This is a genomic window from Bacillus sp. DNRA2, assembly GCF_012843265.1.
In the GTDB taxonomy this organism is placed as follows: Bacteria; Bacillota; Bacilli; order Bacillales; family Cytobacillaceae; genus Bacillus_BU.
This window is the reverse complement of sequence record NZ_JABAIT010000001.1, coordinates 355,167-379,483: the sequence shown is the minus strand read 5'-3', so window position 1 is coordinate 379,483 and position 24,317 is coordinate 355,167. Positions and strand designations below refer to the sequence as shown.

24 protein-coding genes and 2 riboswitches are annotated in these 24,317 nt (G+C 40.3%); of the genes, 9 read left to right on the top strand and 15 right to left on the bottom strand.

Annotated features, from left to right (window positions below):
• Positions 1-10: 10 nt before the first annotated feature.
• The 11 genes from HHO41_RS01760 to HHO41_RS01710 form a co-directional block, all read right to left on the bottom strand.
• A complete protein-coding gene (locus HHO41_RS01760) occupies positions 11-682 on the bottom strand; it encodes a methionine ABC transporter permease (protein WP_169095086.1) in 672 nt (223 codons plus the stop codon).
• The gene (locus HHO41_RS01755; RefSeq protein ID WP_169095085.1) at positions 675-1,700 is read right to left on the bottom strand and encodes a methionine ABC transporter ATP-binding protein; all 1,026 of its coding nucleotides are present in this window, start codon (positions 1,698-1,700) and stop codon (positions 675-677) included. The genes HHO41_RS01760 and HHO41_RS01755 overlap by 8 nt, the downstream gene beginning before the upstream one ends.
• Positions 1,701-1,853: 153 nt before the next feature.
• Positions 1,854-1,967, bottom strand: a riboswitch (SAM riboswitch).
• A gap of 324 nt (positions 1,968-2,291) precedes the next feature.
• Positions 2,292-3,596, bottom strand: a complete 1,305-nt coding sequence (locus HHO41_RS01750; protein ID WP_169095084.1) for an O-acetylhomoserine aminocarboxypropyltransferase/cysteine synthase family protein — start codon at positions 3,594-3,596, stop codon at positions 2,292-2,294.
• Between the two features lie 73 nt (positions 3,597-3,669).
• Positions 3,670-3,774, bottom strand: a riboswitch (SAM riboswitch).
• Positions 3,775-3,863: 89 nt separating this feature from the next.
• Entirely contained in the window at positions 3,864-4,217 is a 354-nt protein-coding gene (locus tag HHO41_RS01745; protein WP_169095083.1) for a hypothetical protein, read from the bottom strand.
• A 22-nt stretch (positions 4,218-4,239) separates the two neighbouring features.
• Positions 4,240-4,548: a thioredoxin family protein gene (locus HHO41_RS01740; RefSeq protein ID WP_169095082.1), complete on the bottom strand. Its 309-nt coding sequence runs from the start codon at positions 4,546-4,548 to the stop codon at positions 4,240-4,242.
• Positions 4,549-4,558: 10 nt separating this feature from the next.
• Positions 4,559-4,912 (bottom strand): toprim domain-containing protein, encoded by a 354-nt coding sequence (locus HHO41_RS01735; RefSeq protein ID WP_481747075.1) that lies wholly within the window; start codon positions 4,910-4,912, stop codon positions 4,559-4,561.
• Positions 4,913-5,277: 365 nt separating this feature from the next.
• Positions 5,278-5,661, bottom strand: a complete 384-nt coding sequence (gene gcvH, locus HHO41_RS01730) for a glycine cleavage system protein GcvH (protein ID WP_169095081.1) — start codon at positions 5,659-5,661, stop codon at positions 5,278-5,280.
• Between the two features lie 28 nt (positions 5,662-5,689).
• Entirely contained in the window at positions 5,690-6,046 is a 357-nt protein-coding gene (locus tag HHO41_RS01725; RefSeq protein WP_169095080.1) for an arsenate reductase family protein, read from the bottom strand.
• A 266-nt stretch (positions 6,047-6,312) separates the two neighbouring features.
• Positions 6,313-8,097, bottom strand: a complete 1,785-nt coding sequence (locus HHO41_RS01720; protein WP_169095079.1) for an acyl-CoA dehydrogenase family protein — start codon at positions 8,095-8,097, stop codon at positions 6,313-6,315.
• A 48-nt stretch (positions 8,098-8,145) separates the two neighbouring features.
• The gene (locus HHO41_RS01715) at positions 8,146-9,321 is read right to left on the bottom strand and encodes an acetyl-CoA C-acetyltransferase (RefSeq protein WP_169095078.1); all 1,176 of its coding nucleotides are present in this window, start codon (positions 9,319-9,321) and stop codon (positions 8,146-8,148) included.
• 309 nt (positions 9,322-9,630) lie between these two features.
• Complete coding sequence (locus HHO41_RS01710; RefSeq protein WP_169095077.1) at positions 9,631-12,018, bottom strand: 3-hydroxyacyl-CoA dehydrogenase/enoyl-CoA hydratase family protein; 2,388 nt, start codon at positions 12,016-12,018, stop codon at positions 9,631-9,633.
• A 242-nt stretch (positions 12,019-12,260) separates the two neighbouring features.
• Here HHO41_RS01710 and HHO41_RS01705 point away from each other — a divergent pair, with 242 nt between their 5' ends.
• Positions 12,261-12,392, top strand: a complete 132-nt coding sequence (locus tag HHO41_RS01705; RefSeq protein ID WP_169095076.1) for a YuzL family protein — start codon at positions 12,261-12,263, stop codon at positions 12,390-12,392.
• A gap of 70 nt (positions 12,393-12,462) precedes the next feature.
• Here the strand turns inward: HHO41_RS01705 and HHO41_RS01700 are convergent, their stop codons facing one another.
• On the bottom strand, positions 12,463-13,380 hold the full coding sequence (locus HHO41_RS01700; RefSeq protein WP_169095075.1) for a proline dehydrogenase family protein: 918 nt from the start codon (positions 13,378-13,380) through the stop codon (positions 12,463-12,465).
• A gap of 135 nt (positions 13,381-13,515) precedes the next feature.
• Between HHO41_RS01700 and HHO41_RS01695 the strand changes: the two genes are divergently transcribed.
• Genes HHO41_RS01695 through HHO41_RS01685 form a run of 3 tightly spaced genes read left to right on the top strand, consistent with a single transcriptional unit; the run spans position 13,516 to position 17,185 of the window.
• Positions 13,516-14,997 carry a spore germination protein gene (locus tag HHO41_RS01695; protein ID WP_169095074.1) on the top strand — a complete coding sequence of 494 codons (1,482 nt, stop codon included), beginning with the start codon at positions 13,516-13,518 and terminating at the stop codon, positions 14,995-14,997.
• A 36-nt stretch (positions 14,998-15,033) separates the two neighbouring features.
• Complete coding sequence (locus HHO41_RS01690) at positions 15,034-16,125, top strand: GerAB/ArcD/ProY family transporter (protein WP_169095073.1); 1,092 nt, start codon at positions 15,034-15,036, stop codon at positions 16,123-16,125.
• Complete coding sequence (locus tag HHO41_RS01685) at positions 16,118-17,185, top strand: Ger(x)C family spore germination protein (protein ID WP_169095072.1); 1,068 nt, start codon at positions 16,118-16,120, stop codon at positions 17,183-17,185. Before HHO41_RS01690 ends, HHO41_RS01685 begins: the two co-directional genes overlap by 8 nt.
• 83 nt (positions 17,186-17,268) lie before the next feature.
• Here the strand turns inward: HHO41_RS01685 and HHO41_RS01680 are convergent, their stop codons facing one another.
• Positions 17,269-18,435, bottom strand: a complete 1,167-nt coding sequence (locus HHO41_RS01680; RefSeq protein ID WP_169095071.1) for an FtsW/RodA/SpoVE family cell cycle protein — start codon at positions 18,433-18,435, stop codon at positions 17,269-17,271.
• Between the two features lie 280 nt (positions 18,436-18,715).
• Between HHO41_RS01680 and HHO41_RS22275 the strand changes: the two genes are divergently transcribed.
• The 4 genes from HHO41_RS22275 to HHO41_RS01660 are packed head-to-tail and all read left to right on the top strand — an operon-like array spanning position 18,716 to position 22,027.
• A complete protein-coding gene (locus tag HHO41_RS22275; RefSeq protein WP_169095070.1) occupies positions 18,716-19,639 on the top strand; it encodes a substrate-binding domain-containing protein in 924 nt (307 codons plus the stop codon).
• 19 nt (positions 19,640-19,658) lie between these two features.
• Positions 19,659-20,534, top strand: a complete 876-nt coding sequence (locus tag HHO41_RS01670) for an ABC transporter substrate-binding protein (RefSeq protein WP_169095069.1) — start codon at positions 19,659-19,661, stop codon at positions 20,532-20,534.
• A 54-nt stretch (positions 20,535-20,588) separates the two neighbouring features.
• The gene (locus HHO41_RS01665) at positions 20,589-21,287 is read left to right on the top strand and encodes an ABC transporter permease (protein WP_169095068.1); all 699 of its coding nucleotides are present in this window, start codon (positions 20,589-20,591) and stop codon (positions 21,285-21,287) included.
• Positions 21,284-22,027: an ABC transporter ATP-binding protein gene (locus HHO41_RS01660; protein WP_169095067.1), complete on the top strand. Its 744-nt coding sequence runs from the start codon at positions 21,284-21,286 to the stop codon at positions 22,025-22,027. The genes HHO41_RS01665 and HHO41_RS01660 overlap by 4 nt, the downstream gene beginning before the upstream one ends.
• Here the strand turns inward: HHO41_RS01660 and HHO41_RS01655 are convergent.
• A complete protein-coding gene (locus HHO41_RS01655; protein ID WP_169095066.1) occupies positions 22,024-22,686 on the bottom strand; it encodes an NAD(P)H-binding protein in 663 nt (220 codons plus the stop codon). The two genes, HHO41_RS01660 and HHO41_RS01655, sit on opposite strands and share 4 nt — an antisense overlap.
• A gap of 149 nt (positions 22,687-22,835) precedes the next feature.
• Here HHO41_RS01655 and HHO41_RS01650 point away from each other — a divergent pair, with 149 nt between their 5' ends.
• On the top strand, positions 22,836-22,982 hold the full coding sequence (locus HHO41_RS01650) for a hypothetical protein (RefSeq protein ID WP_169095065.1): 147 nt from the start codon (positions 22,836-22,838) through the stop codon (positions 22,980-22,982).
• Between the two features lie 46 nt (positions 22,983-23,028).
• Here HHO41_RS01650 and HHO41_RS01645 read toward each other — a convergent pair whose 3' ends face one another.
• On the bottom strand, positions 23,029-24,255 hold the full coding sequence (locus HHO41_RS01645; RefSeq protein ID WP_169095064.1) for a membrane-associated sensor domain-containing protein: 1,227 nt from the start codon (positions 24,253-24,255) through the stop codon (positions 23,029-23,031).
• Positions 24,256-24,317 lie beyond the last annotated feature (62 nt).

Genomic DNA, 24,317 nt, shown 5'->3' with positions numbered 1-24,317 from the left:
TCTCCTCCTGTTAGCGTTTGTCAGTTTTCTTTGTACAATAATCTCCAATGAATTGGATGATAAATACTAAAATCAAGATGGCTACCGTAGCAACAAAAGTGACTTCTGTTCGGTTGCGCTGGAACCCTTCTAAGTAAGCATAGTACCCAAGCCCTCCTGCTCCAATTACACCAGCCATTGCCGTAAAGCTGACTAATGAAATTGCCGTTACAGTAATCCCCGAAATAAGTGCGGGTAATGATTCAGGAATCAGGACTTTAAAAATAATTTGGCTATGAGTAGCACCCATTGACTGTGCTGCCTCAATCACTCCCTTATCAATTTCACGAAGAGCAATCTCAACCATTCGCGCATAGAATGGCGCAGCCCCGATGATTAAAGCCGGAAGCGCCGCTTCAGCACCGAGCATTGTTCCAACGAGTAACTTAGTAAAGGGAATAAGCAGCACGATTAATATAATGAAAGGAATCGACCGAAACACATTGACGAAAGCAGCAATGATGACATTAATCGGTTTATTTTCCCAAATATTTCCTTTGTCTGTTAAAAATAATAATAATCCTAGTAAGAGTCCTAAAATAAATGTTGCCAAGACCGAAATCGAGGTCATATAAATAGTTTCACGTGTGGCAATTAGCAATTGATCCCAATTAATCGTCTCAAATAATCCTTGTTCAGCCATTATTGATCACCTCCACACCAATCTGCTGTGAGTGTAGGAAATCAGTAGCTTTTTCAATTTCCTGTTTGTCTCCATCAAGATGTAAAAATAATGTTCCATAGGAACCTGTTTGTGTTTGAGAAATTTTCCCCTGCAAAATTGTAACCGTCACATTATACTGCCTAATTAAGGTGGCAATCACTGGCTGTTCCGCTGCTTCTCCAACAAATGAAAGCTGCACGACCTTGCCATGTGGGTAACGGGTCAACAAATGCTCGATGGTTTCCTTTGTTTCCTCCGGTTCGGTTACTTGCTGCACAAACCGCTTTGTAATCGGCTGCACCGGATTCTTAAATACTTCAAGAACTTCACCAAGCTCAACAATTCTTCCGTTTTCCATCACCGCAACGCGATGACAAATTTTCCTAATGACATGCATTTCATGAGTGATGAGGACGATTGTTAAACCCAGCCGTTTGTTAATGTCGACCAATAGCTCCAAAATTGAATCTGTGGTCTGCGGATCCAATGCGGAAGTTGCTTCATCACAAAGCAAAACCTTTGGATTATTGGCAAGTGCTCTAGCAATCCCAACCCGCTGCTTTTGTCCACCACTTAGCTGTGAAGGATAGCTATCTTCTCTTCCCTCAAGTCCAACCAGCTTGATTAACTCGTTAACTCGCTTAAGCCGTTCTGATTTGTTGACTCCGGCAATTTCAAGCGGAAAAGCGATATTTTCTCGAACTGTTCGCGACCATAACAAGTTAAAATGCTGGAAAATCATGCTGATTTGTTGACGCGCCTTGCGAAGCCCACCACCCTTGATTTTCGAAACTTCATTTCCGGCAACATTAATGGTGCCCTCTGAAGGAATTTCGAGTCCGTTCAGCATTCTTATTAATGTACTTTTCCCAGCTCCGCTATAACCAATGACACCAAAAATTTCTCCTTCTTTTACGTTTAAATCCACGTCGTCAACAGCAGTAACACGACCGTTTTTCGAAGGATAGATCTTTTTTACACCTTTAATCGAAATCATGGGATCACCTCATTTCTTCTTCATAGCATTTGCTTTTTAGAATTAAGAAATGCTATACCGATAAAATTAGCCAATTTTATCAATCGTTATTTTAAAATAAAAATACCTTTCTGCAAAATGAGCAGAAAGGTATAGTAGGGTCCTATTTCCTTTCTCTCATCTTTCAAAGCAAATTGCTTTGTGTGAATTGGCACCTTTTCAGTTGCAGCTGCAAATGACGGTTGCCGGGCTTCATAGGGCACATCCCTCCACCTCTCTTGATAAGAGCATCTATTAAATTCTCAGAAACTTAATAAGTTTTCTTGGCTATGAGAGTGATTCTATCACGAAGCGAAAATATCTGTCAACTCAAAATTTTATATTAATATATTTTTAGTTTTATTTTTTCGCAAACAACAATATAAACTTAGCTGTTGATTTCCGCTCCGGGCGCTTCGCTTTCCGCGGGCGGTAGCGGGGAGCCTCCTCGGCGCTATAGCGCCTGTGGGGTCTCCCCTGCCCCGTACTCCCGCAGGAGTCTTCGCGCCCTCGCTCCAATCAACTCTACAATAATCAACATTTCTTTTTTACTACAACTAGCAATAAATTTATTTATCTTGAAGTTAATCCTGTTGCCTTTTCGATTGCTTGTTCAAGGTCTTCGATTAGGTCTTCAACATTTTCGATACCGATGGAAAGGCGGATTAAGTCTTCTGGTACACCTGCTGCTGCCAAGCCTTCTGCATCAAGCTGTTGGTGTGTTGTGCTAGCTGGATGGATAACAAGGCTCTTCGCATCACCAACGTTCGCAACATGTGTCCATAAATCAAGCTCATTAATAAATTTCGAACCAGCTTCACGACCACCCTCAATTCCAAATACAACAACAGAACCTGCACCTTTTGGCAAGTATTTATCAGCAAGCTCCTTATCAGGGTGTCCATCTTTTCCTGGATAAAGAATCCATGATACAGCTGGGTGCGCATCTAAATACTCAATAATTGCTTTTGTATTGGCGATGTGCTCTTTCATCCGCACAGGTAAAGTCTCAAGTCCTAATGCTAATTGGAACGCATTTTGTGGACTGATCGCTGGACCCATGTCTCTTAATAACTGAACTCGTGCTTTAATAATAAACGCTGCTGGACCAACTGCATCGCTGTAAACAAGTCCATTGTAGCTTGGATCTGGTGTTGTAAATTGCGGGAACTTGCCATTTGTCCAATCAAATTTTCCACCATCGACAATGATACCGCCAAGTGTCGTTCCATTACCGCCAATCCATTTTGTTGCAGAATGGATCACGATATCTGCGCCGTACTCAATCGGCTTTAATAAATATGGAGTGGCAAATGTATTATCGACGATTAGAGGTACCCCTGCTTCATGGGCAATTGTCGCCACCTTTTCGATATCAAGAACACGTAAACTTGGATTTCCAATTGTTTCTGCGAAAACAGCTTTAGTTTTATCAGTGATTGCCGCTCGGAAGTTTTCCGGATCTTCCACATTAACAAATTTTACGTTAATTCCGTAGCGAGGAAGAGTATTAGCGAATAAATTGTAAGTACCGCCATATAGTGATGATGCCGCGACAATTTCATCTCCAGCTCCAGCAATATTTAAAATCGCTAAGGTAATCGCTGACATTCCACTGGCAACGGCTAATGCACCAATTCCACCTTCTAGTAGGCTAACACGCTCTTCAAAAACGGTTACAGTTGGGTTATGTATACGCGTATAAATATAACCAGACTCAGCTAGCGCAAATAAATTTGCGGCATGCTCGGTATTATTAAACTGATAGGCATTGCTCATATAAATCGGTACAGCACGAGCTCCTGTCACCGGGTCTGGAGCCAATCCACCATGGACACTGAGTGTTTCAAACCGATAATTCTTTTTCTTTTCAGACATTTTCTTCTCCCCTTTTAAAAAAAATCAAAAAACCCTCTTCGTAAAGAAGAGGGCTAATAAACTAAAGTCTCTCTTCTTATCTATCAGAGCTTAATGCTCTGCTGGAATTAGCACCGTGTAAGTTAAAACCGGTTGCTGGGCGTCATAGGGCCAGTCCCTCTGCCACTCTCGATAAGAAACTACTATTCACTTTCAATTAAAAGTAATAGTATCATAGGAAAATAAAAATCGTCAATAGAACTTTTTAATTTATCTGACAGTTTAAGGTTAGGCGCATTGCACATCTGTTCTAGCCAAGTACAATATTGTTTCCAGGAGAAGGATAGACCTAAGCGTGCCAGTAATCGTCAGCTTTTGACGCGCTTGTGCATCACGCAATTTTATCATGCCGCCTAGTAATTCCTGTGCAGTTTGGTAGGACGTCGAAATGGTAATCAAGGCAGCCCCTTCATTTGTCGTTGCATCATAGAGAGGCACGTAGGCCATTTCACTTTCGATAGAGAGATAATAAACACCTTGTTCGGTATCGAGACAAACAAAAAGCGGCTTGTGACGGACTAAATTGTGAAGATGACACTTTGCGTTAAAGCTTTCGATAAACGGTCCAAATATGCTCTCCAAGAATCACACCTCACCTTAAACTTTATCCAGAATGTAACACCTGATTTATTTTTTCATATAAAAATGGTACTGATTGAAATGCATATAGTTTGTGTTCCAGTGTGCCATCCTTATATATAAGCAGGCACGGAACACTTTCGATCATTAATGATTCTGCCAGGGTGCGATGATAATTCACGTTCATCTTAACTACTACCAAATTTGGTATAAGTTCCTCGATGACTGATAGCATTTTTGAAGCAACAGCACACGTCCCGCACATTGGTGTATAAGCATAAACTAGTCCACTATATTGTGTTAATTCAATTTCTTCGATGTTTTCCGTATTCATTGCTTGAAACTCAACTTCTTTCTAGAAATTCGGTAAATACATCAATATTGGCCTGGAGCAAAATCGTGGCCAAATGGTGCTCCGGTGCAGTAGCAACTTCTCGATAAGATTTATCTATATAGAGATGCAGCGCTTCTGGAAATTCGCGCTTAAACTGCTTGCGTAATTTCTCGCCGGCTTCGTCCGCATCCACCAGAATATAAACGTCCTTGTCAAAGATGGAATCTATCAATTCCTCCAAGCGATGGTTCCCAATCGTACCATTAGTACAAATAATCTCGATTGGTTCCTTGATTATTCCTTTTACTTTCCGTTTATCAGAAGTTCCTTCAACAATGATCACTTTATCGCTAAGTTCTCTCACATTCATCACCTGAAGTTGTATTTATCTTAGATTATTCAATATTCAATAAGTTGGTGTAGTATTCCTTCTATAGTACAAATAATATTATTTTTGGAAAGCTGTGTTAAACACGAATGTTGATTTCCGCTCCAGGCACTTCGCTTTCCGCGGGGCTAGTTGGGAGCCTCCTCGGCGCATTCGCGCCTGCGGGGTCTCCCATACAAGCTACTCCCGCAGGAGTCTTCGTGCCTTCCGCTCCAATCAACTTGTGAAAAATAAACACTAAGCTTTAACACAGCCATTGGAAAAAATAAGCCAAAAATTGCAATATATTGGTTGTGGGCGTGAGTAGAAAAAACGCCCTGTTGCCAAGGCGCTTCTCTAGTTTAGTCTTCTTTTGTCATTTCTTCGTATTGTTCAGGCGACAATAGACTGTCGACTTCTGTAATGTTTGCTGGTTCAACCACAATCATCCATGCTTTTTCGTATGGAGATTCGTTAACAAATTCAGGGCTGTCGCTTAATTCCTCATTGATTTCGACAACAGTTCCGCTAACAGGCGCATACAATTCCGACACTGTTTTCACTGATTCAACACTACCAAATGGCTGGCCTGCTTCAACTTTATCACCTGTCTCAGGAAGTTCAACAAAAACAATATCTCCTAACTCGGATTGGGCAAAATCGGTGATACCCACTCTGATTTTGTCACCTTCAACCTTTACCCATTCATGATCTTGTGAATAACGCAAATCCTTTGGAATACTCATCTGCTGTTTCCTCCGCTCTCAAAAGTAGTTAACTCCAGGTTTGTGAAAATTCCTCTTCTTTAAAGCCAACCGTTACCTTTGTACCATCTGTCACGATTGGACGTTTAATCAGCATACCATCAGAAGCTAGCAAATTTAACAGCTCTGATTCACTTGCACTTCCAACCTTATCCTTGAGGCCAAGCTCTCGATATTTTTGGCCACTTGTGTTGAAAAATTTCTTAAACTCTACGCCGCTTTGTTGATACAGCTCCGCTAATTGCTCTCGAGAGGGAGGGTTTTCAACGATATGTATTTCTTCATAGGCGATATTGTGGTCATCAAGCCACTTTTTCGCTTTTCTGCATGTCCCGCATTTTGGGTACCAAAAAAATTGCAAAGCCATTTTTTCACCTCCATGCTATTTTGCCCAATTCATGTAATATTGTAATCCTTCGCAAAGAAAATAACCCATTTACGGATTACTTTCTTTGTAAAAACAATTCGACTTTGGTAGCGAAAATCCTGCCGCAATTTTTTTGGAAATGACACCTTTCTATTTTCCTAAAATTAAAGCTGTCCTAGAAGCCGTTTATAAAGACTCCTTAAGGACAGCTTTTAATGGTTTATGTCGCGGACATTACGTTCCTTATTCCGCTCCGCTCAAGTATTTCACACAAAATATTTCTCTGCCTCAATCAGCTTGTTGGCGGCTTCTCGTTTTTTGGCGATGACGTTGATTGGGGTGTGGCGGGTGAATTTGCGAAGCGCCGAAAGCAGCATCCTCAATGCATCGCCTTCCTCAATCGCCAGCAGTGTTTCCTTCACATCCTGCTCGATTTTATTAAAAGCTTCCTGGCAGAAAATTTGCGTATACAAGAGCTTTTGCTGATTTTTCGCAACCCCACCCTGCGTCAGGGCCTTGTCTGTCCGCAACACGACAGATTCCATTGCATAAGCACTCGAAATAATATCAGCAATATTTGCTAGGATTTCTTGCTCGGACTCTAAGCCCTTGCCAAACTTCTGAGCAGCGAGGCCAACAGCAAGCAAGCTAATTTTCTTGGCGTTACTTGTTAAATACTTTTCTTGTGCAAGCGGTTCACTGCCAGGCTCAAATGGCATCATTAGCATGAGTTCCTCTTGAAGTGCCTGTGCCCTTTGGAATAGTGGTAACTCCCCCTTCAATGCCTTGCGCACAAACGTCCCCGGCACAAGCAAGCGATTGATCTCATTTGTACCTTCAAATATCCGATTAATTCGCGAATCGCGGTATGCTCGCTCAATTTCGTATTCCTGCATAAAACCATAGCCACCGTGGATTTGCACGCCCTCGTCAACAATGTAATCGAGCACCTCAGAAGCAAAAAATTTATTTAGCGAGCATTCAATCGCATACTCAGCTATCGATGCTGCGACCGTCTTGCGATCCTGCTGTTCTTCCTCCATCAATTGTCCCATCCGCTCCTCGTACAAGCCGACGGTTCGGTAGACAGAGCTTTCGGCTGCATACAATCTTGAGGCCATTGTCGCCAATTTTTCTTTTGTCAAATTGAACTGGGCAATCGGTGTATTAAATTGCTTGCGAACATTTGCGTATTTTACGGCAACTTCAAAAGCCCGTTTCGAACTGCCAACGACACCCACCCCAAGCTTATAGCGTCCAATATTTAAAATATTAAAGGCGATGACATGGCCCCGCCCTGCTTCACCAAGCAAGTTTTCAACAGGTACCGAAACATCCTCAAGAATTAACGTACGCGTTGAAGAGCTCTTAATCCCCATCTTCTTCTCTTCAGCCCCCGTTGAAACTCCGGAAAACTCACGTTCAACAATAAACGCAGAAAAATGCTCGCCATCAATTTTCGCATACACAATAAAAACATCGGCGAAACCTGCATTGGTAATCCATTGCTTTTCCCCATTCAAAATAAAATGGGTGCCCTCCGAATTTAAACGCGCAGTCGTTTTCGCACCTAACGCATCTGAACCTGAGCCGGGTTCTGTTAAGGCATAAGCAGCTAACTTTTCGCCACTAGCTAGCTTTGGCAAATACTTTTGCTTTTGCTGTTCGTTGCCAAACAAAATGATTGGTAATGATCCTATCCCCACATGGGCACCATGCGACAGCGAAAAACCACCCGACCGGGCCATTTTTTCCGTGATTAATGCTGAACTGATTTTATCTAAACCAAGTCCGCCATATTGCTCAGGAACATCAGCAGCCAACAGACCAAGCTCCCCAGCCTCCTTCAACAAACGAACGGTTCGGTCAAATTCATGATTTTCCAAAAAATCGACCTGGGGCAGTACTTCATTGACGACAAAGTCTTCTGTCATTTTGGCAATCATGATTTGTTCATCAGTAAAATCCTCAGGTGTGGTGATTTGCTCGTAGCTAATGTCCTCGATTAAAAAGCTCCCACCTTTTATGAATCGGTTCGTTTGCTTTGACATTGCCCTCCCACCTTTTCTGTTAATTTTCGGTATTCATCTACCAATCAATTAAATCAATTCAAAGACACCGGCAGCGCCCATGCCACCACCAATACACATCGTGACTATGCCAAACTGTTCATTGCGTCGCTTCATTTCATGAATTAATGATAATGTTAGCTTTGTTCCGGTGCATCCCAGTGGGTGACCAAGCGCGATCGCCCCGCCATTGACATTCACTTTGCTTTCATCCAAACCTAACTCTCTGATAATCGCCACCGATTGTGAGGCGAAAGCTTCATTTAATTCAATGACGCCAATATCTGTTAACTCTAGACCTGCTAACTTAAGCACCTTAGGAATCGCAACAATCGGACCAATTCCCATCACCTCAGGTGGCACCCCACCTACTGCAAAAGCACGAAACTTCGCCAGTGGCTTTAAATCTAATGAAGCCGCTTTTTCTCGGTCCATTACTAGCACAGCCGCAGCTCCATCACTCGTTTGTGAGGCATTACCAGCTGTCACTGAACCGTTTAAGGCAAAGGCTGGGCGAAGCTTTGCCAATGCTTCGAGGTTCGTATCAGGACGAACTCCTTCATCCTGACTAAAATGAATCGTCTTTTCAACGAGTTGATGCTGAGAATTAACGGAACGAATCTTAACATCAACCGGCACAATTTCCTCAACAAATTTTCCGGACGCAATCGCTTGGGCTGCCTTTTGATGACTCCTTACTGCAAACACATCCTGGTCAGCACGGCTAATTTGATATTTCTTCGCCACCTGCTCTGCTGTATGTCCCATGCTCATATAGTATTCTGGTGCTGTTTCAGCTAAGGTGGAATTTGGCCTGACGACATGGCCCATCATTGGCACCATACTCATTGACTCAACACCACCAGCGATAATCGTATCGGACTGGCCAAGCATAATCCGCTCCGCTGCAAACGCAATCGACTGTAATCCAGATGAGCAGTATCGATTAATTGTAATCGCCGGAACGGTAACAGGTAAGCCGGCCAATGCACCGATGTTCCGGGCCACATTCATTCCCTGTTCCGCTTCCGGCATCGCACAGCCGATAATAACATCATCAATATTGCCCTCATAGTTGCCTGCACGTCGCAAGGTTTCTTTTACGACAAGTGCCCCTAAGTCATCCGGTCGCGTGTAGGCGAGTGTTCCCTTTTTCGCCTTGCCGACTGGAGTTCTTGCCCCGCTGACAATGACCGCATCTCTCAAGATTCTCCCCTACCTTTCTCTCTTTTTTAAAAAACACCCTTTGTAGTTGAATGTTGATTTCATTTTGTTTGAAAAATAGATGGAGGAACTCCGCTTAGTATGGGAAATACCCATATTTCCTTAATAATAAGCGGAGTTTTTCCGGTTATGATGGCCAAATCTGAAAATTTCGTCCCCTTTTGAGCAGATAGTCGGAATTTCTCCGCTTATTACAGCTATTTAAGCATCCTTTTTATACATTAGGCGGAATTTCTCCGCTTATGACTTCCCCTACCTACTAATTGCAGTGCTTTTAAAAAAGAAACATATTTAGTTGCGCAAGGGTTTGCCTTTTATGAGCATGTGCTGCATACGCGCTTGGGATTTTGGCTCTTGGACCAAGCTCATAAATGCCTCTCTTTCAATATCCAATAAATATTGTTCATCAACCTCTGTACCGTACGGAATCTTCCCACCACTGATACAATAGGCCAACTTTTTGGCAATTTTCAAATCATGCTCGGAAATATAGCCGGAAATGTACATCGCTTGTGCACCAAGGAGTAAGGCAGCATAACCCGGTTCACCGACCACCGGGATTTTCTTGCGAACGGGCGGACGGTAGCCTTGCTCCGCTAACTCAAGCACTCGCGCTTTTGCATCATAGAGCAAATGATCATTGTTAAAACTGATCCGATCATGCTTCGATAAGAAGAAGCTTTCCCGTGCCTCTTCTGCTGATGTAGACACTTTCGCAAGCGCGATTTTCTCAAAGACTTGATTTGCAAGCTTCTGCAGGTCGATTTCCACACCTTCAGGCAGTGCGTTTAAATGCTTAATATAGAGCTCTTTATTACCGCCCCCACCTGGAATCAGTCCCACGCCTGTTTCAACTAGGCCTATATAAGTTTCCAACGAAGCCTGAATTGCCGCAGCTGGCAAGCACACTTCCGCACCTCCACCAAGCGTCATCCCGAATGGTGCTGCGACAACCGCCTTTTGGCAATATTTAATTTTTAGCATCGCTTGCTGGAAGCTCTTCACAATCCACTCTAATTCAAATACATTATCGTCTTGAGCTTCCATTAAAATCATGGCTAAATTAGCACCTACACTAAAGTTTTTGCCTTGATTTCCAATGACGAGGCCGTTAAAATTTTGCTCAACTTCAGTTATTGCGAAATTAATCATTTGGATAATGTCAGGTCCAATTGCGTTATTTTGCGAATGAAATTCTAATAAAGCAACACCATCACCTAAGTCAATGAAGCTAGCTCCCGTATTTTTTTTGATAACCTTTCCTACTTGGTTTTTCAAAGATTTGAGCCGTATTATTTTTGGATTTTCCACCGATGACTTATATTCACCAAAGTGATAATAGAATTGCTTTTCGTCCTCCTCTTTGTAAAAAGAGCCATGACCGTTTGATACCATTTGCTTTACCCATTCAGGTACACCGATTCCGTCACTTTTCATCTTCGCAATCGAAGCTTCCACACCTAGCGCATCCCAAATTTCAAATGGTCCATAATCCCAGCCGAAGCCCCATTTCATCGCCTCATCAATGGCTACTATGGTTTCAGCAATTTCACCGACTAGTTTTGCAGAGTACACCAGCACCGGAGCAACAATATTCCATAGCAAGGCTCCAGCACGATCCTCCGCATACATAAGCGTTTTCATTTTATTAGCAAAGCCCTTTACTTGTTTGCTTGCTTCAAGCGAGGGGGCTGACAGTTTTTTTGTTGGCTCATATTCAAGGGTTGTTGGATTTACCGCAAGGATTTCTTTTCCTTTTTTCAAATAAAAACCCTGGCCGGACTTGCTGCCAAGCCACCCGCATTCAACCATTTGCTTCATAAATGGCTGAAGCTCAAACACCTGTTTTTCTTGACCTTCGACTTGGTTGTAGACATTTTTGACGACATGGAGATACGTATCTAAGCCTACAACATCTAACGTTCGAAACGTCGCACTTTTGGGCCGTCCAATCAGCGGGCCTGTTACTGAATCCACCTCACCAACGCTTAAACCACGCTTGAGCATTTCCTGTAAAGTTATTTGTAAACCGTACGTGCCAATACGGTTGGCAATAAAATTTGGCGTATCCTTGGCGATAACGACGCCTTTACCAAGCTTATTTTCTGCAAATTGTTTGATAAAAGCGGTAGTCTTTGGGTCGGTGTGTATGGTCGGTATGACTTCTAGTAATTTCAAATAACGGGGAGGATTAAAAAAATGGGTTCCTAGAAAATGGGACCGAAAATCCGCGGATCGCCCTTCAGCCATTGCCTCAATCGAGATACCCGAGGTGTTCGAGCTGACAATGCTGCCAGGCTTCCGATATTGATCAATCTTCGTGAAAAGTTGTCTTTTTATCTCTAAATTTTCAACAACCACTTCGATAATCCAATCGACCTCACGAAGTCGGTTGAGGTCATCTTCTAAATTCCCTGGCTCTAGATAGGCTTTATTTTTCTTAGAGGCTAATGGGGCGGGCTTTTGCTTGAGTAATTTTTCAATTGCTTCGACGCTGAGACGGTTTCGAACAACTAGATCCTGAAGCGTTAATCCCTTAGCCGCTTCGATTATAGTTAGTTTTTGGGGGACAATGTCCAAGAGCAATGTAGGAATCCCAATGTTAGCCAAGTGCGCAGCAATTCCTGAGCCCATCACACCAGAGCCAATCACGGCCGCTTTTTTGATTTGCTGTATCAAAGCAATCCCTCCTTCAATAAGAGTGGTTGATTGTTCACTCACTTCGGAATTTATGATAAAAATCGACTGGGTTTTATTGTAAAAAATTTACCTTTGCTAGATTTAGTCCTTATACCATATATATTTTGAAAAATAGCCTATATTCCACGGAGATTTAGTGACCTTGGCCAAGTGGATTTGCTGCCGGAAAAATGAGTCATTCTATTATGTTTGGGGCATACTCAAAATGGAGGTGAATACGTGTGGCAAAGCATAAGAAAAATCCATCTAAGGCAGCAGTGAGCGCTGCAAGTGTAAAAGGAAACGCAGGTCCTGGCGGGGAAAATTCAGACATAGATAAAGCGAACAGTCAAAATAGCCAATTTAAACGATAAAAACCAAAGCGGAAGCACCTTGCTCAGGGGCGACAGGCACTATCCCCTGTGCAAGGCTAGAAGTGTATTTTCAACGGCGAAACATTCCCTTCATCACGAAGGCAACATTTGCTGGGCGTTCGGCGAGTCGCCGCATGAAGTATCCATACCAGTCTGAACCGAATGGTACATAAATGCGCATAGGATAACCTTCTTTGACAAGCTGCAACTGACGTTCTGGACGGATCCCGTACAGCATCTGGAATTCAAATTGATTATGGGGAACTTGATGCGCCTGTACCATTCGCTTCGTATATTCAATTATTGCATCATCATGAGTGGCAATCGCGGTGAAATGACCGTTTAACAGATGCAGCTTAATCAATTTTTTAAAATTCACATCAACACGGCTTTTTTCAGGAAAAGCGACCACACTAGACTCTTTGTAAGCCCCCTTCACTAACCTAAGCGATGCATCATATTGAATTAACTCTTTAACATCTTCCTCTGACCTGTATAAATAGGCTTGAATAACGGTTCCAAGACCAGCGAATTCATGTTTAAGCTCTTTATAAATCTCCAACGTTTTTTGGCAACGTTTGAAATCCTCCATATCAATCGTAATGAATACATTGTTTCGCTTTGCCAATTCAAGGATTTTTTGCATATTATCCATTACTAATTGATGAGAGATATCTAATCCCATTGAAGTTAATTTAAGTGATACCTGTGAATTCACCTTGGCAGCAGCGATTGCTTCAATGGTTTCACAAACTTTTGCTACACGATGATTGACCTCTTTTTCGTTGTCGACAAACTCTCCCAAGTAATCTAATGTTACGGCTAGTCCTTTTTCGTTCAAAGCTGTAATCACTGCGAGTGCTTCATCGATCGTCTCTCCCGCCACAAATCGTGATGCGCCATAGCGTAGGCCGTATTTTTGAGCGAGCTTAGTTAAAGCTTTATTTTTCGATAAAAATAACAAAAAATTGCGCAGTGCTTGCTCCATATTGCCCCTTCCCCCCTGTTGGATCATGACTCATCTTCCTATTTATACATCTTATGGCATGTTTCCACTCTAAATTCATAACAATTCCTGAACTGGAAATAATAAGACAAACACAGAACCAATAGGGTGATAAACATGATAAATTGGTTTACAAAAAAGCCAAATCATCGCAAAGAAATTGAGAAACAGTTCGAGGCATCACAAGATTACAAGCAGCTTCATTTTGTCAATCAACAAACAAAAATCCCGTTTCAGCTTAATTTTTTTTCGACTCTAGTTGATAGCAAAGTTTTGCAAGTTAGCGTACTCCCCTTTTTACTGGAAAATCCGCTTCAGTCCCTTGATGATTTAGAAGCGATTTTGCCAATTGGAATCGTAGAACTTTCATCCGACATCAATCAAATCGAAGAAAAATTGTTTAGCGGATATATGATGCTTACTTTGAACGGGAATGAAAAGAAATTTGCGTTTATTCATGCTCCTAAGGAAATAGTGCGAGGCATCACTACTCCCGAAGTTGAGTTCAGTGTACTAGGTCCAAAGGAATCTTTTGTTGAATCGCTGGGGCAAAATCTCAACTTAATTCGAAAACGCGTCCCGATAAAGGAATTAGTCATTGAACCACATACTGTTGGTAAGTTGTCAAAAACAAAGGTGGCAGTGATTTACATCGAGGGGATTGCAAATAAAGAAAATGTAAATACCCTTACTCAAAGAATTAAAGAAATCGAGTTCGATTTGATTACTGATAGCTCGTATATCGTGCAGCTCATATCCGATAATGGCAATTCACCCTTTCCTCAACTATTGGATACCGAGCGCCCTGACCGCGTTGCCGCTATTCTCGCCGAAGGCAAAATTGCAGTAGCTGTCGATGGTTCTCCACAGGTTTTGATTGCTCCAACAACTTTAATTGAATTTTTTAGCTCGTTTGAAGATTATTTTCTTAATTGGATTTTAGCATCGTTCTTTCGGCTCATTCGCTTATTTGCGGTTGCATTTTCAATTTTAATCACACCAATTTATGTAGCAACGCTGAATTATCACTATGAGCTTATCCCAAAGGATTTATTAATTACTCTTGTGTCATCACGGCGCTTAATTCCGTTACCGCCGATACTTGAAGCATTATTTTTAGAGCTGACAATTGAGTTGTTACGTGAGGCCGGAGCCCGACTACCGACGAAGGTTGGTCAAACAATTGGTATCGTTGGCGGGATCGTGATTGGAACAGCCTCGGTTGAAGCAGGGCTTACAAGTAATGTTCTGTTAATCATCGTAGCGTTGTCAGCACTCGCATCCTTCACAACACCGGTCTATAAAATGGGTAATGCGATCCGGCTCTTACGATTCCCGTTTTTGATTTTTGCCGAGCTATGGGGATTATTAGGAATTGTTTACTGCTTCTGTATTTTATTGGTCCATTTAATAAGGTTGACCTCTTTAGGTCGACCGTTCCTAGAACCGAGCTTTCCACCGCGACTGGCTGATATGAGGGATGCGTATCTTCGGTTACCTTTTAGTCGGCTTTCATTAAGGCCTAGTTATTTACGAACTGAGAATACAGAACGATTTTCCAAAAATAAGGCTCTAAAAAAGAAGGATATTGATGAATGAAAAATTGTAAAGCTGTACTTTCCGGAGGGATATCGCTTGACGCAACCAATCGCTGAAAATAATAAAATATCCCCTTTTCTAACCTATTACCTGATTATCGGTATGCAAATTGGTATTGGCATTCTTGGCTATCAACGAACGATTGCCAAAGATGCCGGATACGATTCATGGATAGCCGTTATTGCTGCGGGCTTAACGATCCACATCCTTTTATGGATGATGTATAAAATCCTTGAAACAGTTAATGGAGATATCGTTGATGTTCATCAATATGTTTTCGGAGAAAAACTCGGAAAGATATTTAGCATGATCTTCATTCTGTATTTTTGCCTCTATGCAACGACCGTGCTTCGGTCTTTTTTGGAAGTAATCCAGGTGTGGATGTTTCCTGATATTAGCGTTTTCTGGTTTTCGTTTGCGTTTTTTGCCCTTTGTATTTATATCGTGTTCGGTGGTTTTCGCACTGTGACTGGAATCGCTTTTTTTGGGACCATCCTTCCTGTTTATTTAATATTTATTTTTGGCTATGCAGTACCTTACTCTGACATTAGTAACATCCAACCGATTATGGATCATTCATTCAAAGAGTTAATCAAGGCTTTTTATCATATGTCCCTTACTTACACAGGCTTTGAAACACTGTTATTTGTTTATCCATTTATTAAAGACCCACAAAAATCAAAGAAATGGGCACATCTATCTGTCTTAACGACAACCATTATCTACACCGTGCTGGCTCTAGTAACTTTTTCGTTTTTTTCGGAAAAGCAACTTCAGGAAACGATTTGGCCAACCTTGAACATTTGGAAGATTGTTGAGATGCCCTTTGTTGAACGTTTTGAATACATTGGTATTGCCAATTGGAATTTAATCATATTGCCAAATGTATGTGTCTCGCTTTGGATTGCAAGCCGCCTTATGAAGCAAATTTTCAAGTTAAGACAGCGCAAAGGAGTCATTATTACCTCGCTTGTTTGCTTAATCGCATCGAGCATGGTTTCAACCAGACTTGAAATTACGCGACTTTCTGATTTTTTTGGAATGTCTAGTTTTATTATCAACATGCTATACATCCCTTGCTTATTTGCAACAGTCATGATTGTTAAAAAGGTGAAGCAAAATGGTTAGAAGATGGATCATATTGATTTTCCTCATAGTTTTTATATCGGGTTGCGGCGTACAAAAGGAAATATTAGATGATGTTAGCCTTGAAAGTGGGATCAGCTTTGATTTTTATAAGGAAGGTCAAATATTAGGGACTGCCTTAGTTCCCAATTACCAACCTGATAAGTCAATCAAAAATGTAACCTATCAAGCCATTTCAGCTATGAATCGTGAGCTGATAATCGAGATGCAACGTCAAATAGCTGATCCATTAGTATCTGGAAGCTTGGAGGTAGTCCTTTTTGGGGATACGTTAGCGCGAAGAGGAATTATCGACCTTATCGATGCTATGCAACGTGATGCGACAATTGGTGAACGATTATACTTAATTGTCGTTGATGGAAAAGCTAACGATTTACTAACGCATAATTATGGCACAAGCGGCAATGCAACTTATATTTCAAATTTAATGAAGCAAAATATCGTGTCGCGCGATTTACCACAAACCAATTTACATTTGTTTATTTTTGACTTTTTTCAACAAGGAAAGGATCCCTTTCTTCCATTGGTCAAACGGATTGGCAAGGATCGAATGGTAATAAATGGATTATGTTTATTTAAAAAAGACAAGCTTATTACAACCCTTCCCACAAGTAAAATGTTTTTCTTTAAACTTCTGGCAGATAAATACAGTGAAGGAACTTATAAAGTAAAAGTCAATGGCGAGGAAGCAGCTGTTCGAAGTATTAGGTCGAATCACCGCTTTGATATATCAAATAAAGACCCAAATAAAATTACCATCCATATTAAAATTAAGGGTCAGATTCGCGAGTATTCAGGTAATAAACTATCTCCAAAAGCGATCAAATTAATTGAAAATAATTTAGAAAAATTGGTAAATAAAGAATGTCTAAAATTAATTAACCAGTTTCAAGAAAAAGGAATTGATCCGTTGGGGCTTGGGCATTATGCCAAATCGCAAACAAGAAAATTTAATTTTAAAAAATGGGAACAAAATTATCAAAATGTAAAAGTAAACATAAAGAGCAATGTCGAAATTATTGATGCAGGAGTAATTGAATAACCGTTGAATACTGAATTTACATCTGAGTTCGGTTGAAATCAGTTGCTTAACATTTAAAAAAGTGGGAGTACAGCACTCCCACTTTAATCATTTGTTGAAAACATATATTTTTTATAATGATAGCGAATTGAAAATATTAAGCCAATCGCCATCATATTCCCCATTAACGAACTCCCTCCGTAACTTACAAACGGAAGTGGAATCCCTGTAATCGGCAATAAGCCAATCGTCATACCGATATTTTGGAATACATGGAAGGTAATCATACTGATGACTCCTACACAAATAAACGTATAAAAATCATTCTTCGTCTCCATCCCAATTCTGGTAATATGATAAAGCAATAAAAAGAATAGACTAACCAAAACACTTGCGCCAACGAAGCCAAACTGTTCGCCAACAACGGCAAAAATGAAGTCAGTTTGCCCCTCTGGCATATAAACCTCTCCGTTTCCATAACCCTTTCCAACTGTTTCCCCGCTGCCGATTGCCAAAAGCGATTGCGTTAATTGATAACCGTGCGAATCCTGAAAATTATAAGGGTCAATCCAGGAGTATATCCGATTAAATTGATATTGTTCGACACCTAGCGTTTTTTCAAGCAGTTCTGGTTTGGCCAGCACGAGATATATTAGACTTGAAACTAATATAATCCCCGATGAAAAAATTGGAACTAACAACTTCCAACTTACCCCTGAAATAAACAACATCCCCAGCATAATCGCAATAAATACAAGCGATGTCCCAAGGTCTTCTTTAATAACTAGAACTAATGGCGCAAAGGTAACAAGTCCAATTTTACCCAAGAGCCAAAGGTCGGTTTGCAGCGTTTTATGCTGATTCTTTTGGTGATGCTCGATAATTACTCTTGCTAAGGCTAAAATAAGAAAGACTTTTACAAACTCCGAAGGCTGAATTGTCCCTAAACCGAAAGGCAGTTTATACCAGTTTTTCGAGCCGTTAATAACTGGTGCTATACTGCTAGGTGCTACAATTAAAAAGGCTTGTACAGCTAAACCCAGTCCATACACGTACCAGGAAATTTTCTTAAGCTGATCCGAGTCCAAGGTAATCACAGCGGCAATAATACCCGAGCCGACAACATACCAAAAAATTTGTTTCAGTAAATAATTCCCCTCATATTGACCTTGAGCACTATAGATTGCCACACAACTGGACAAAAATAATAAGAACAATATTAAAACAAGACCATAATCAAGTCTCGGTGCAGTTTTTTGATTGGAAGACATATTTATTCCCCTACTTTGATCAAACAATTTCTAAACCATTCTTTCATTATATTTTTTCTAGACGAAAATCACAACACGGAAAAATTTTTCTATATAATAGACGTAAGTAATAATCGTTTTGTTTCAGTTTTTTTATAACCATTTTTTCTTACGAAAAAGTACGAATCACATTAAAACTAAATGAAACTAAACAAAACTAAACTAAACGTGACAAAAATCATACTAAAAACACAATTGGATATATATACTAATAAATGTGGACGAGCCAGGAGGATTCAACGTGAACGGAGAAACGTATACACCAGATGAGATTGCATCAATCTTTAAAATTTCCAAGCATACTGTCTATGAATTAATAAAGAGAGGTGAATTAAGGGCATTTAAGGTTGGCAACAAAATGCGTATTGAAGAAGCAGAAGTGAATCGATTTAAAGAAAGCATGACTGCTGTTCCAAAATATGAGAAAGCAACTCCAGAAGTCAAACCAGCTCTCCAATTTACGGTAAAAATAACTGGGAGTCATGATTTTGTGATTGAACACTTGCTTAAAGTTGCCAGTAAAACGATCACTTCAGTATCTCTACAACCAGCATTTATTGGAAGTTTAGAAGGGCTAATGGCGCTTTATCACGGTGATTCTGACGTTGCCGCAATTCACTTGCTAGACCCCGTTACAAAAACCTATAATATCCCGTTTATTAAGCAGCTATTTATCCATGAACCCATTACGGTCATGCGATTAGCAGCCAGGGAGCAAGGTTTTATTGTGAAAAAGGGTAACCCTAAGAAGATTCTTGACTTTAAAGATTTGATTCGCAAAGATGTAACGTTTATTAATCGTCAAAAAGGCTCTGGAACAAGATTTATTCTTGATAATTATTTATCACAATTAGCGATTGCGCCTGGCGATATCAGCGGATATGAAAAAGAAGAATGGACTCATCTTTCTACCGCTTCAGCAATCAGTCGAGGTGCAGGAGATGTTGCATTCGGAATTAGTACGGCTGCAATCCAGCTTGATTTAGATTTTATCCCAGTAACAAATGAACAATTCGATCTTGTTTTCCGTTGGAACGAGGAGAATAAGGATGCACTTCAGGCTTTAATCACCCTCATCCAATCACCGGATTTTATTGAAAGTACTAAGGAATTGGATGGCTATGATTTTTCAGAACTAGGCAAAATCATTTACACTAAACAATAATTCTGGGGGCTATGACAACATGAAATTGAGATTTTTACAATTAACAAGCATTGTATTTTTATTAATGTTTGTACTGTTCGGTTGTGGACAAGCAAACGACACTAAAAAAGACACAAAAGAGGAAACAAAGACAGAGCAAAAAGCTGAACCAAAAGATATGATTTTAGCAACAACAACAAGTACGCAGGATAGCGGCTTGCTTGACGTGTTAATTCCTGAATTTGAAAAAGAAGCAAATGTACATGTGAAAACAATCGCGGTTGGTACTGGACAAGCATTAGAAATGGGAACTAAGGGTGAAGCAGATGCGCTTTTAACTCATGCTCCCAAATCTGAGCAAGCCCTTGTTGACAGTGGCGATGCTATCAATTACAAACGCGTTATGTATAATGATTTTATCGTGGTTGGTCCAAAAGCTGACCCAGCTGGTATTAAAGGCTTAAATACAATCGATGCATTCAAAAAGATGTACGATTCAAAAGCAACTTTCATTTCTCGTGGTGACGATTCTGGTACGCACAAGAAAGAATTAGAGATTTGGACATCTGCAGGTGTAGATCCTAAAACCCTTGCTTCTTACGTTTCTGCAGGACAAGGAATGGGTCAAACTTTACAAATCGGTGCCGAAAAAGGCGGTTATGTATTAACTGACCGCGCAACCTTCTTAGCTCAGCAGAAAAACCTTGGTGATTTTTCGATTATAGTTGAAGGCGACAAAGACTTATTAAATATTTATCACGTAATGCAGGTTAACCCTGAAAAACACGACAAAGTTAACAGCGAAAGTGCAAAAGCTTTTGTAGAATTTATGGTAAGTGAAAAAACACAAAAAATTATTGCTGAATTTGGTGAAAAAGAATACGGTGAGCCTCTATTCTTCAAATACACAGAGTAAGCTGTACTCCCAGGTTTCGCAAAATTTTTTTCCAAAAAGGATGCGGACGAACAAATGGATCTACTGAAGGATGGATTTTTAAAAGCAATTGAAATGATTATGACAGGTGATAGCGAAATTTTCGCTATCACCTTGTTAACATTACGGGTTTGTTTTACGGCAATATTTTTCAGCATGATCGTCGGAATTCCCTTAGGTGTATTTCTGGGATTAACCAATTTCCCTGGCAAAAAATTTTTCCTTGTTCTCATTAATATCGGCATGGGGCTCCCTCCAGTTGTCGCTGGCTTAACCATCACAATGCTCTTATGGCGGTCCGGACCACTAGGTGATTTATCATTACTGTATTCACCCACTGCAATTGTGTTGGCGCAAATACTCGTGTCATTACCGATTATTACCGGATTAACCTCAACCGCTTTTCAGCAAATTGACCCAAAGCTTCGCCTGCAAATTAAGGCTTTAGGAGCAACGAAGGCACAAATGGTTTGGCTGCTCCTAAAGGAAACGAAAATTGCCATTTTTGCAGCCATCATGGCCGGGTTAGGTCGTGTATTAGCTGAGGTTGGTGCAGCAATGATGGTTGGTGGAAATATTTCTGGGGATACAAGAATCTTAACTACCTCGATTGTCATGGAAGTGTCCAAAGGGAACTTTGATGTAGCAATCGCCCTATCATTTATATTAATGTCACTGGCCTTTTTCATTACATTTCTATTAACCTTCTTACAGCAAAGGACGCGATATTCATGATGCCTCTACTCCAATTACAAAACATTATCTATTCACGGAGTGGACAAACCATTCTCAATATCGCTGAACTTAAACTCGATAGCGGTCAGGTTGTCGGCATTATGGGTCCAAACGGAGCCGGCAAAAGTACCTTGGTTAAACTGATGGCCTTATTAGAGTCACCTGATTCAGGGGCAGTTCTTTACCGTGGTGAAGAGGTTTGCGCTCAATCGCTTTCACTTGAAAAAAGACGTAAATTTGCCGTGGCCTTTCAGCAATCGCTCTTATTAAATATGTCTGTTTATCAAAATGTAGCCATTGGCTTGAAGCTGAGAAACATGAAGAAAAGCCTAATTGAGGAAAAAGTACATTTTTGGCTTGAAAAATTCCACATTTCCCACTTAGCTAATAAGCATGCTTCACGCCTATCAGGTGGGGAAGCACAGCGCGTAAATTTAGCGAGAGCGTTCGTATTGGAGCCTGAGGTATTATTTTTGGATGAGCCCTTTTCGGCGCTTGATTTTCCGACAAAAATCAAACTGTTAAAGGATCTCAAGCAAATATTAGAATCAACCAATACCACATCTGTTTTTATTAGCCATGACATGCTTGAAGTGAAATACTTAACATCAAAACTGCTTATTCTCATCAATGGCCAAATTGAACAAAGCGGTACACCGAAAGAAGTGACGTCCTTGCCAAATGAAAAAACGGCAGACTTCCTTAACGAATGGACATTGCAAGAAGTTGGCGGGGATTAACTCCCCGCCATTTTTTTGATTTCGTCTGATAAATAAATGTTCACACCAATTTGTCCCGATTGTGCTACCATATACATCGCCCTCGCAACCTCACTTCCATAGATTGCCCGATATTTCTTTAATGGCCCCACCATCATCATTGATAGGACTGGCATCATTACTGTTGCTGCTGCTTCACCAAACCGAAACTCCTTCCGATTTCCTAAAAGTAATGAGGGACGAAATATTCCCAATGTTTGAAAGCCAATCCCCTTCAAAGCAATTTCCATGAGCCCCTTTATCCTTGAATAATAAATATTTGATTTGGCATCAGCACCCATAGAACTGATTACAAAATATTGCTTCGCCCCGAGTGACTTTGCTAAATTAGCAAGGCTGATTGGATAATCGACATCGATTCGCGTCATCACCTCTTGGGTTTTCGCCTTCTTAATTGTAGTTCCCAAGCAGCAAAACACATCATCAATGGTTTGTAATCCCTCTAGCTCCTCTAAATCCTCGAAATCAATGATTCGTTCCTCTAACTTGGTATGCTGTACTTCTAAGGGCCTACGAACCAGTGCGATTACATGTTGATATTGTGAACCTGAAAGGAGTACCTTTAATAATTCACCTCCGACCAAACCGCTTGCCCCTGCAATTAAAGCTGTTTTTCCCATTAGTTAAACCTCCTTTCAACACTATAGATGATAATAGAAGCATACCCTATTGGGACGCAGACGTTAAATCTCATTGACATCTTCTTTACATAACAAGCTTTACTGCTTGGCATACTATCCATGAATCTTTTCACAAAGGAGTAAGTTAAATGACTAAAAAATACAATAACGGCAGTAAAAATCAAAACAATCCAAGAACTGGTCAAATCGAATTTGCACAAGAAATCACCAGTGGTGACAACAGCAAAGGCAATAAGCGTAATAAAAGCCAAAATGACAAATCAGATGATGCATAGGGTCTAAGAACGTTTCCTTAAATTAAAAGGACTCATGATCCTATAGTCATGGGTCCTTTTGCATTTTAGTATCACACATGTAAGCTGAATAGTGCGAAATCTTTTTATCTGTTTCAACACATTCGGTTACATCAATTGCTGTTCCAAGTACTTGAATGACTTTATCATTCTGGAAAATCGGCTTCAGCTTAAAAACCAACCACTTATTCCTGACTGAGATTTTAAAGCTTACCGCCGCTTCCTTTTCCCAACAATGTCGGTAAAAAGTATTGATTTTTTCCGCCTTTGCCGGAAAAATCTCACACATCGTATTTCCGACGATATTATCAGGGGTGAAGCCAAGTTCAGATAATAGCTCACCATCACAGGAGGTATGAACGAAACGATCGCCTATCTTCGAATATGTAAAAAAAACACCTTGATAATCATGGACAAGCTTTTGCAAATCAATACTGTTCTTTTGAAAATGCTTTTCTGATAAAGTGGCTTTTTCAATCGAGAAATAAAAAGCTTTTAATATAAAGAAATAACCCATAACCTTAAATACATGACCTGAAAAATTATCGATATCATACACACTTTGGTAAATCGTAAAGATTAATTCTGATAAAAATAAATTTGTAAAAGCAAGTGCAAAATAGAGATAATCCTGATTTTTCTTATCGTTGTAAAATAACAAAGCAACCACAATCGAAACAATCCTCAGAAAACAAACAAAATATTCTATCGAGTTTTTTAGAAATGTCGTTCCTTCACCTTCTACCACTAAGAGGGGTAAACTTAGTTCATATCGGAAGACAATATAGACAATCAAGGTAACTACCGCCATGCTTAAAGCCAACAACAAGTTCCGTGGATCTCGCGACATAATCCGTTCTGGGAGCAAAAGAATAATCAACATTGAAGTGGCCTCAATCGTTCTCGAAATCACCCAAAACCAAGTCGCTTTTGCAACCGAGCTTTCATTAATAAATACTGGCATTCCTTTAAAAGTTAATGTGTGAGCCAAATCAATCATTCCAATAGTAAAAAACACTAAGGAAACAAGCAATAATTTACCCGACCTCGTTTGTTTATACTTCTTCCAGCCGTATAGGAAAATTGAAAAAGAAATCGCAATCGCAAAGAATTCTAAAATCATATGGAAGCTTAAAAAATTTGCTGGATTATAAATTGAAGTTAATTGAGGGCGAAATACATAGATGGATATTAAAATTAAAACTGATAGAATGGTGTACAATAACAATTTCGTCTCAGTTAATGAGGGCTTCATTATTTTATCACCAGCTTTCTTCGTCTTTTTTCAATTTAATTATAATGCCTTATTTTTCCTCT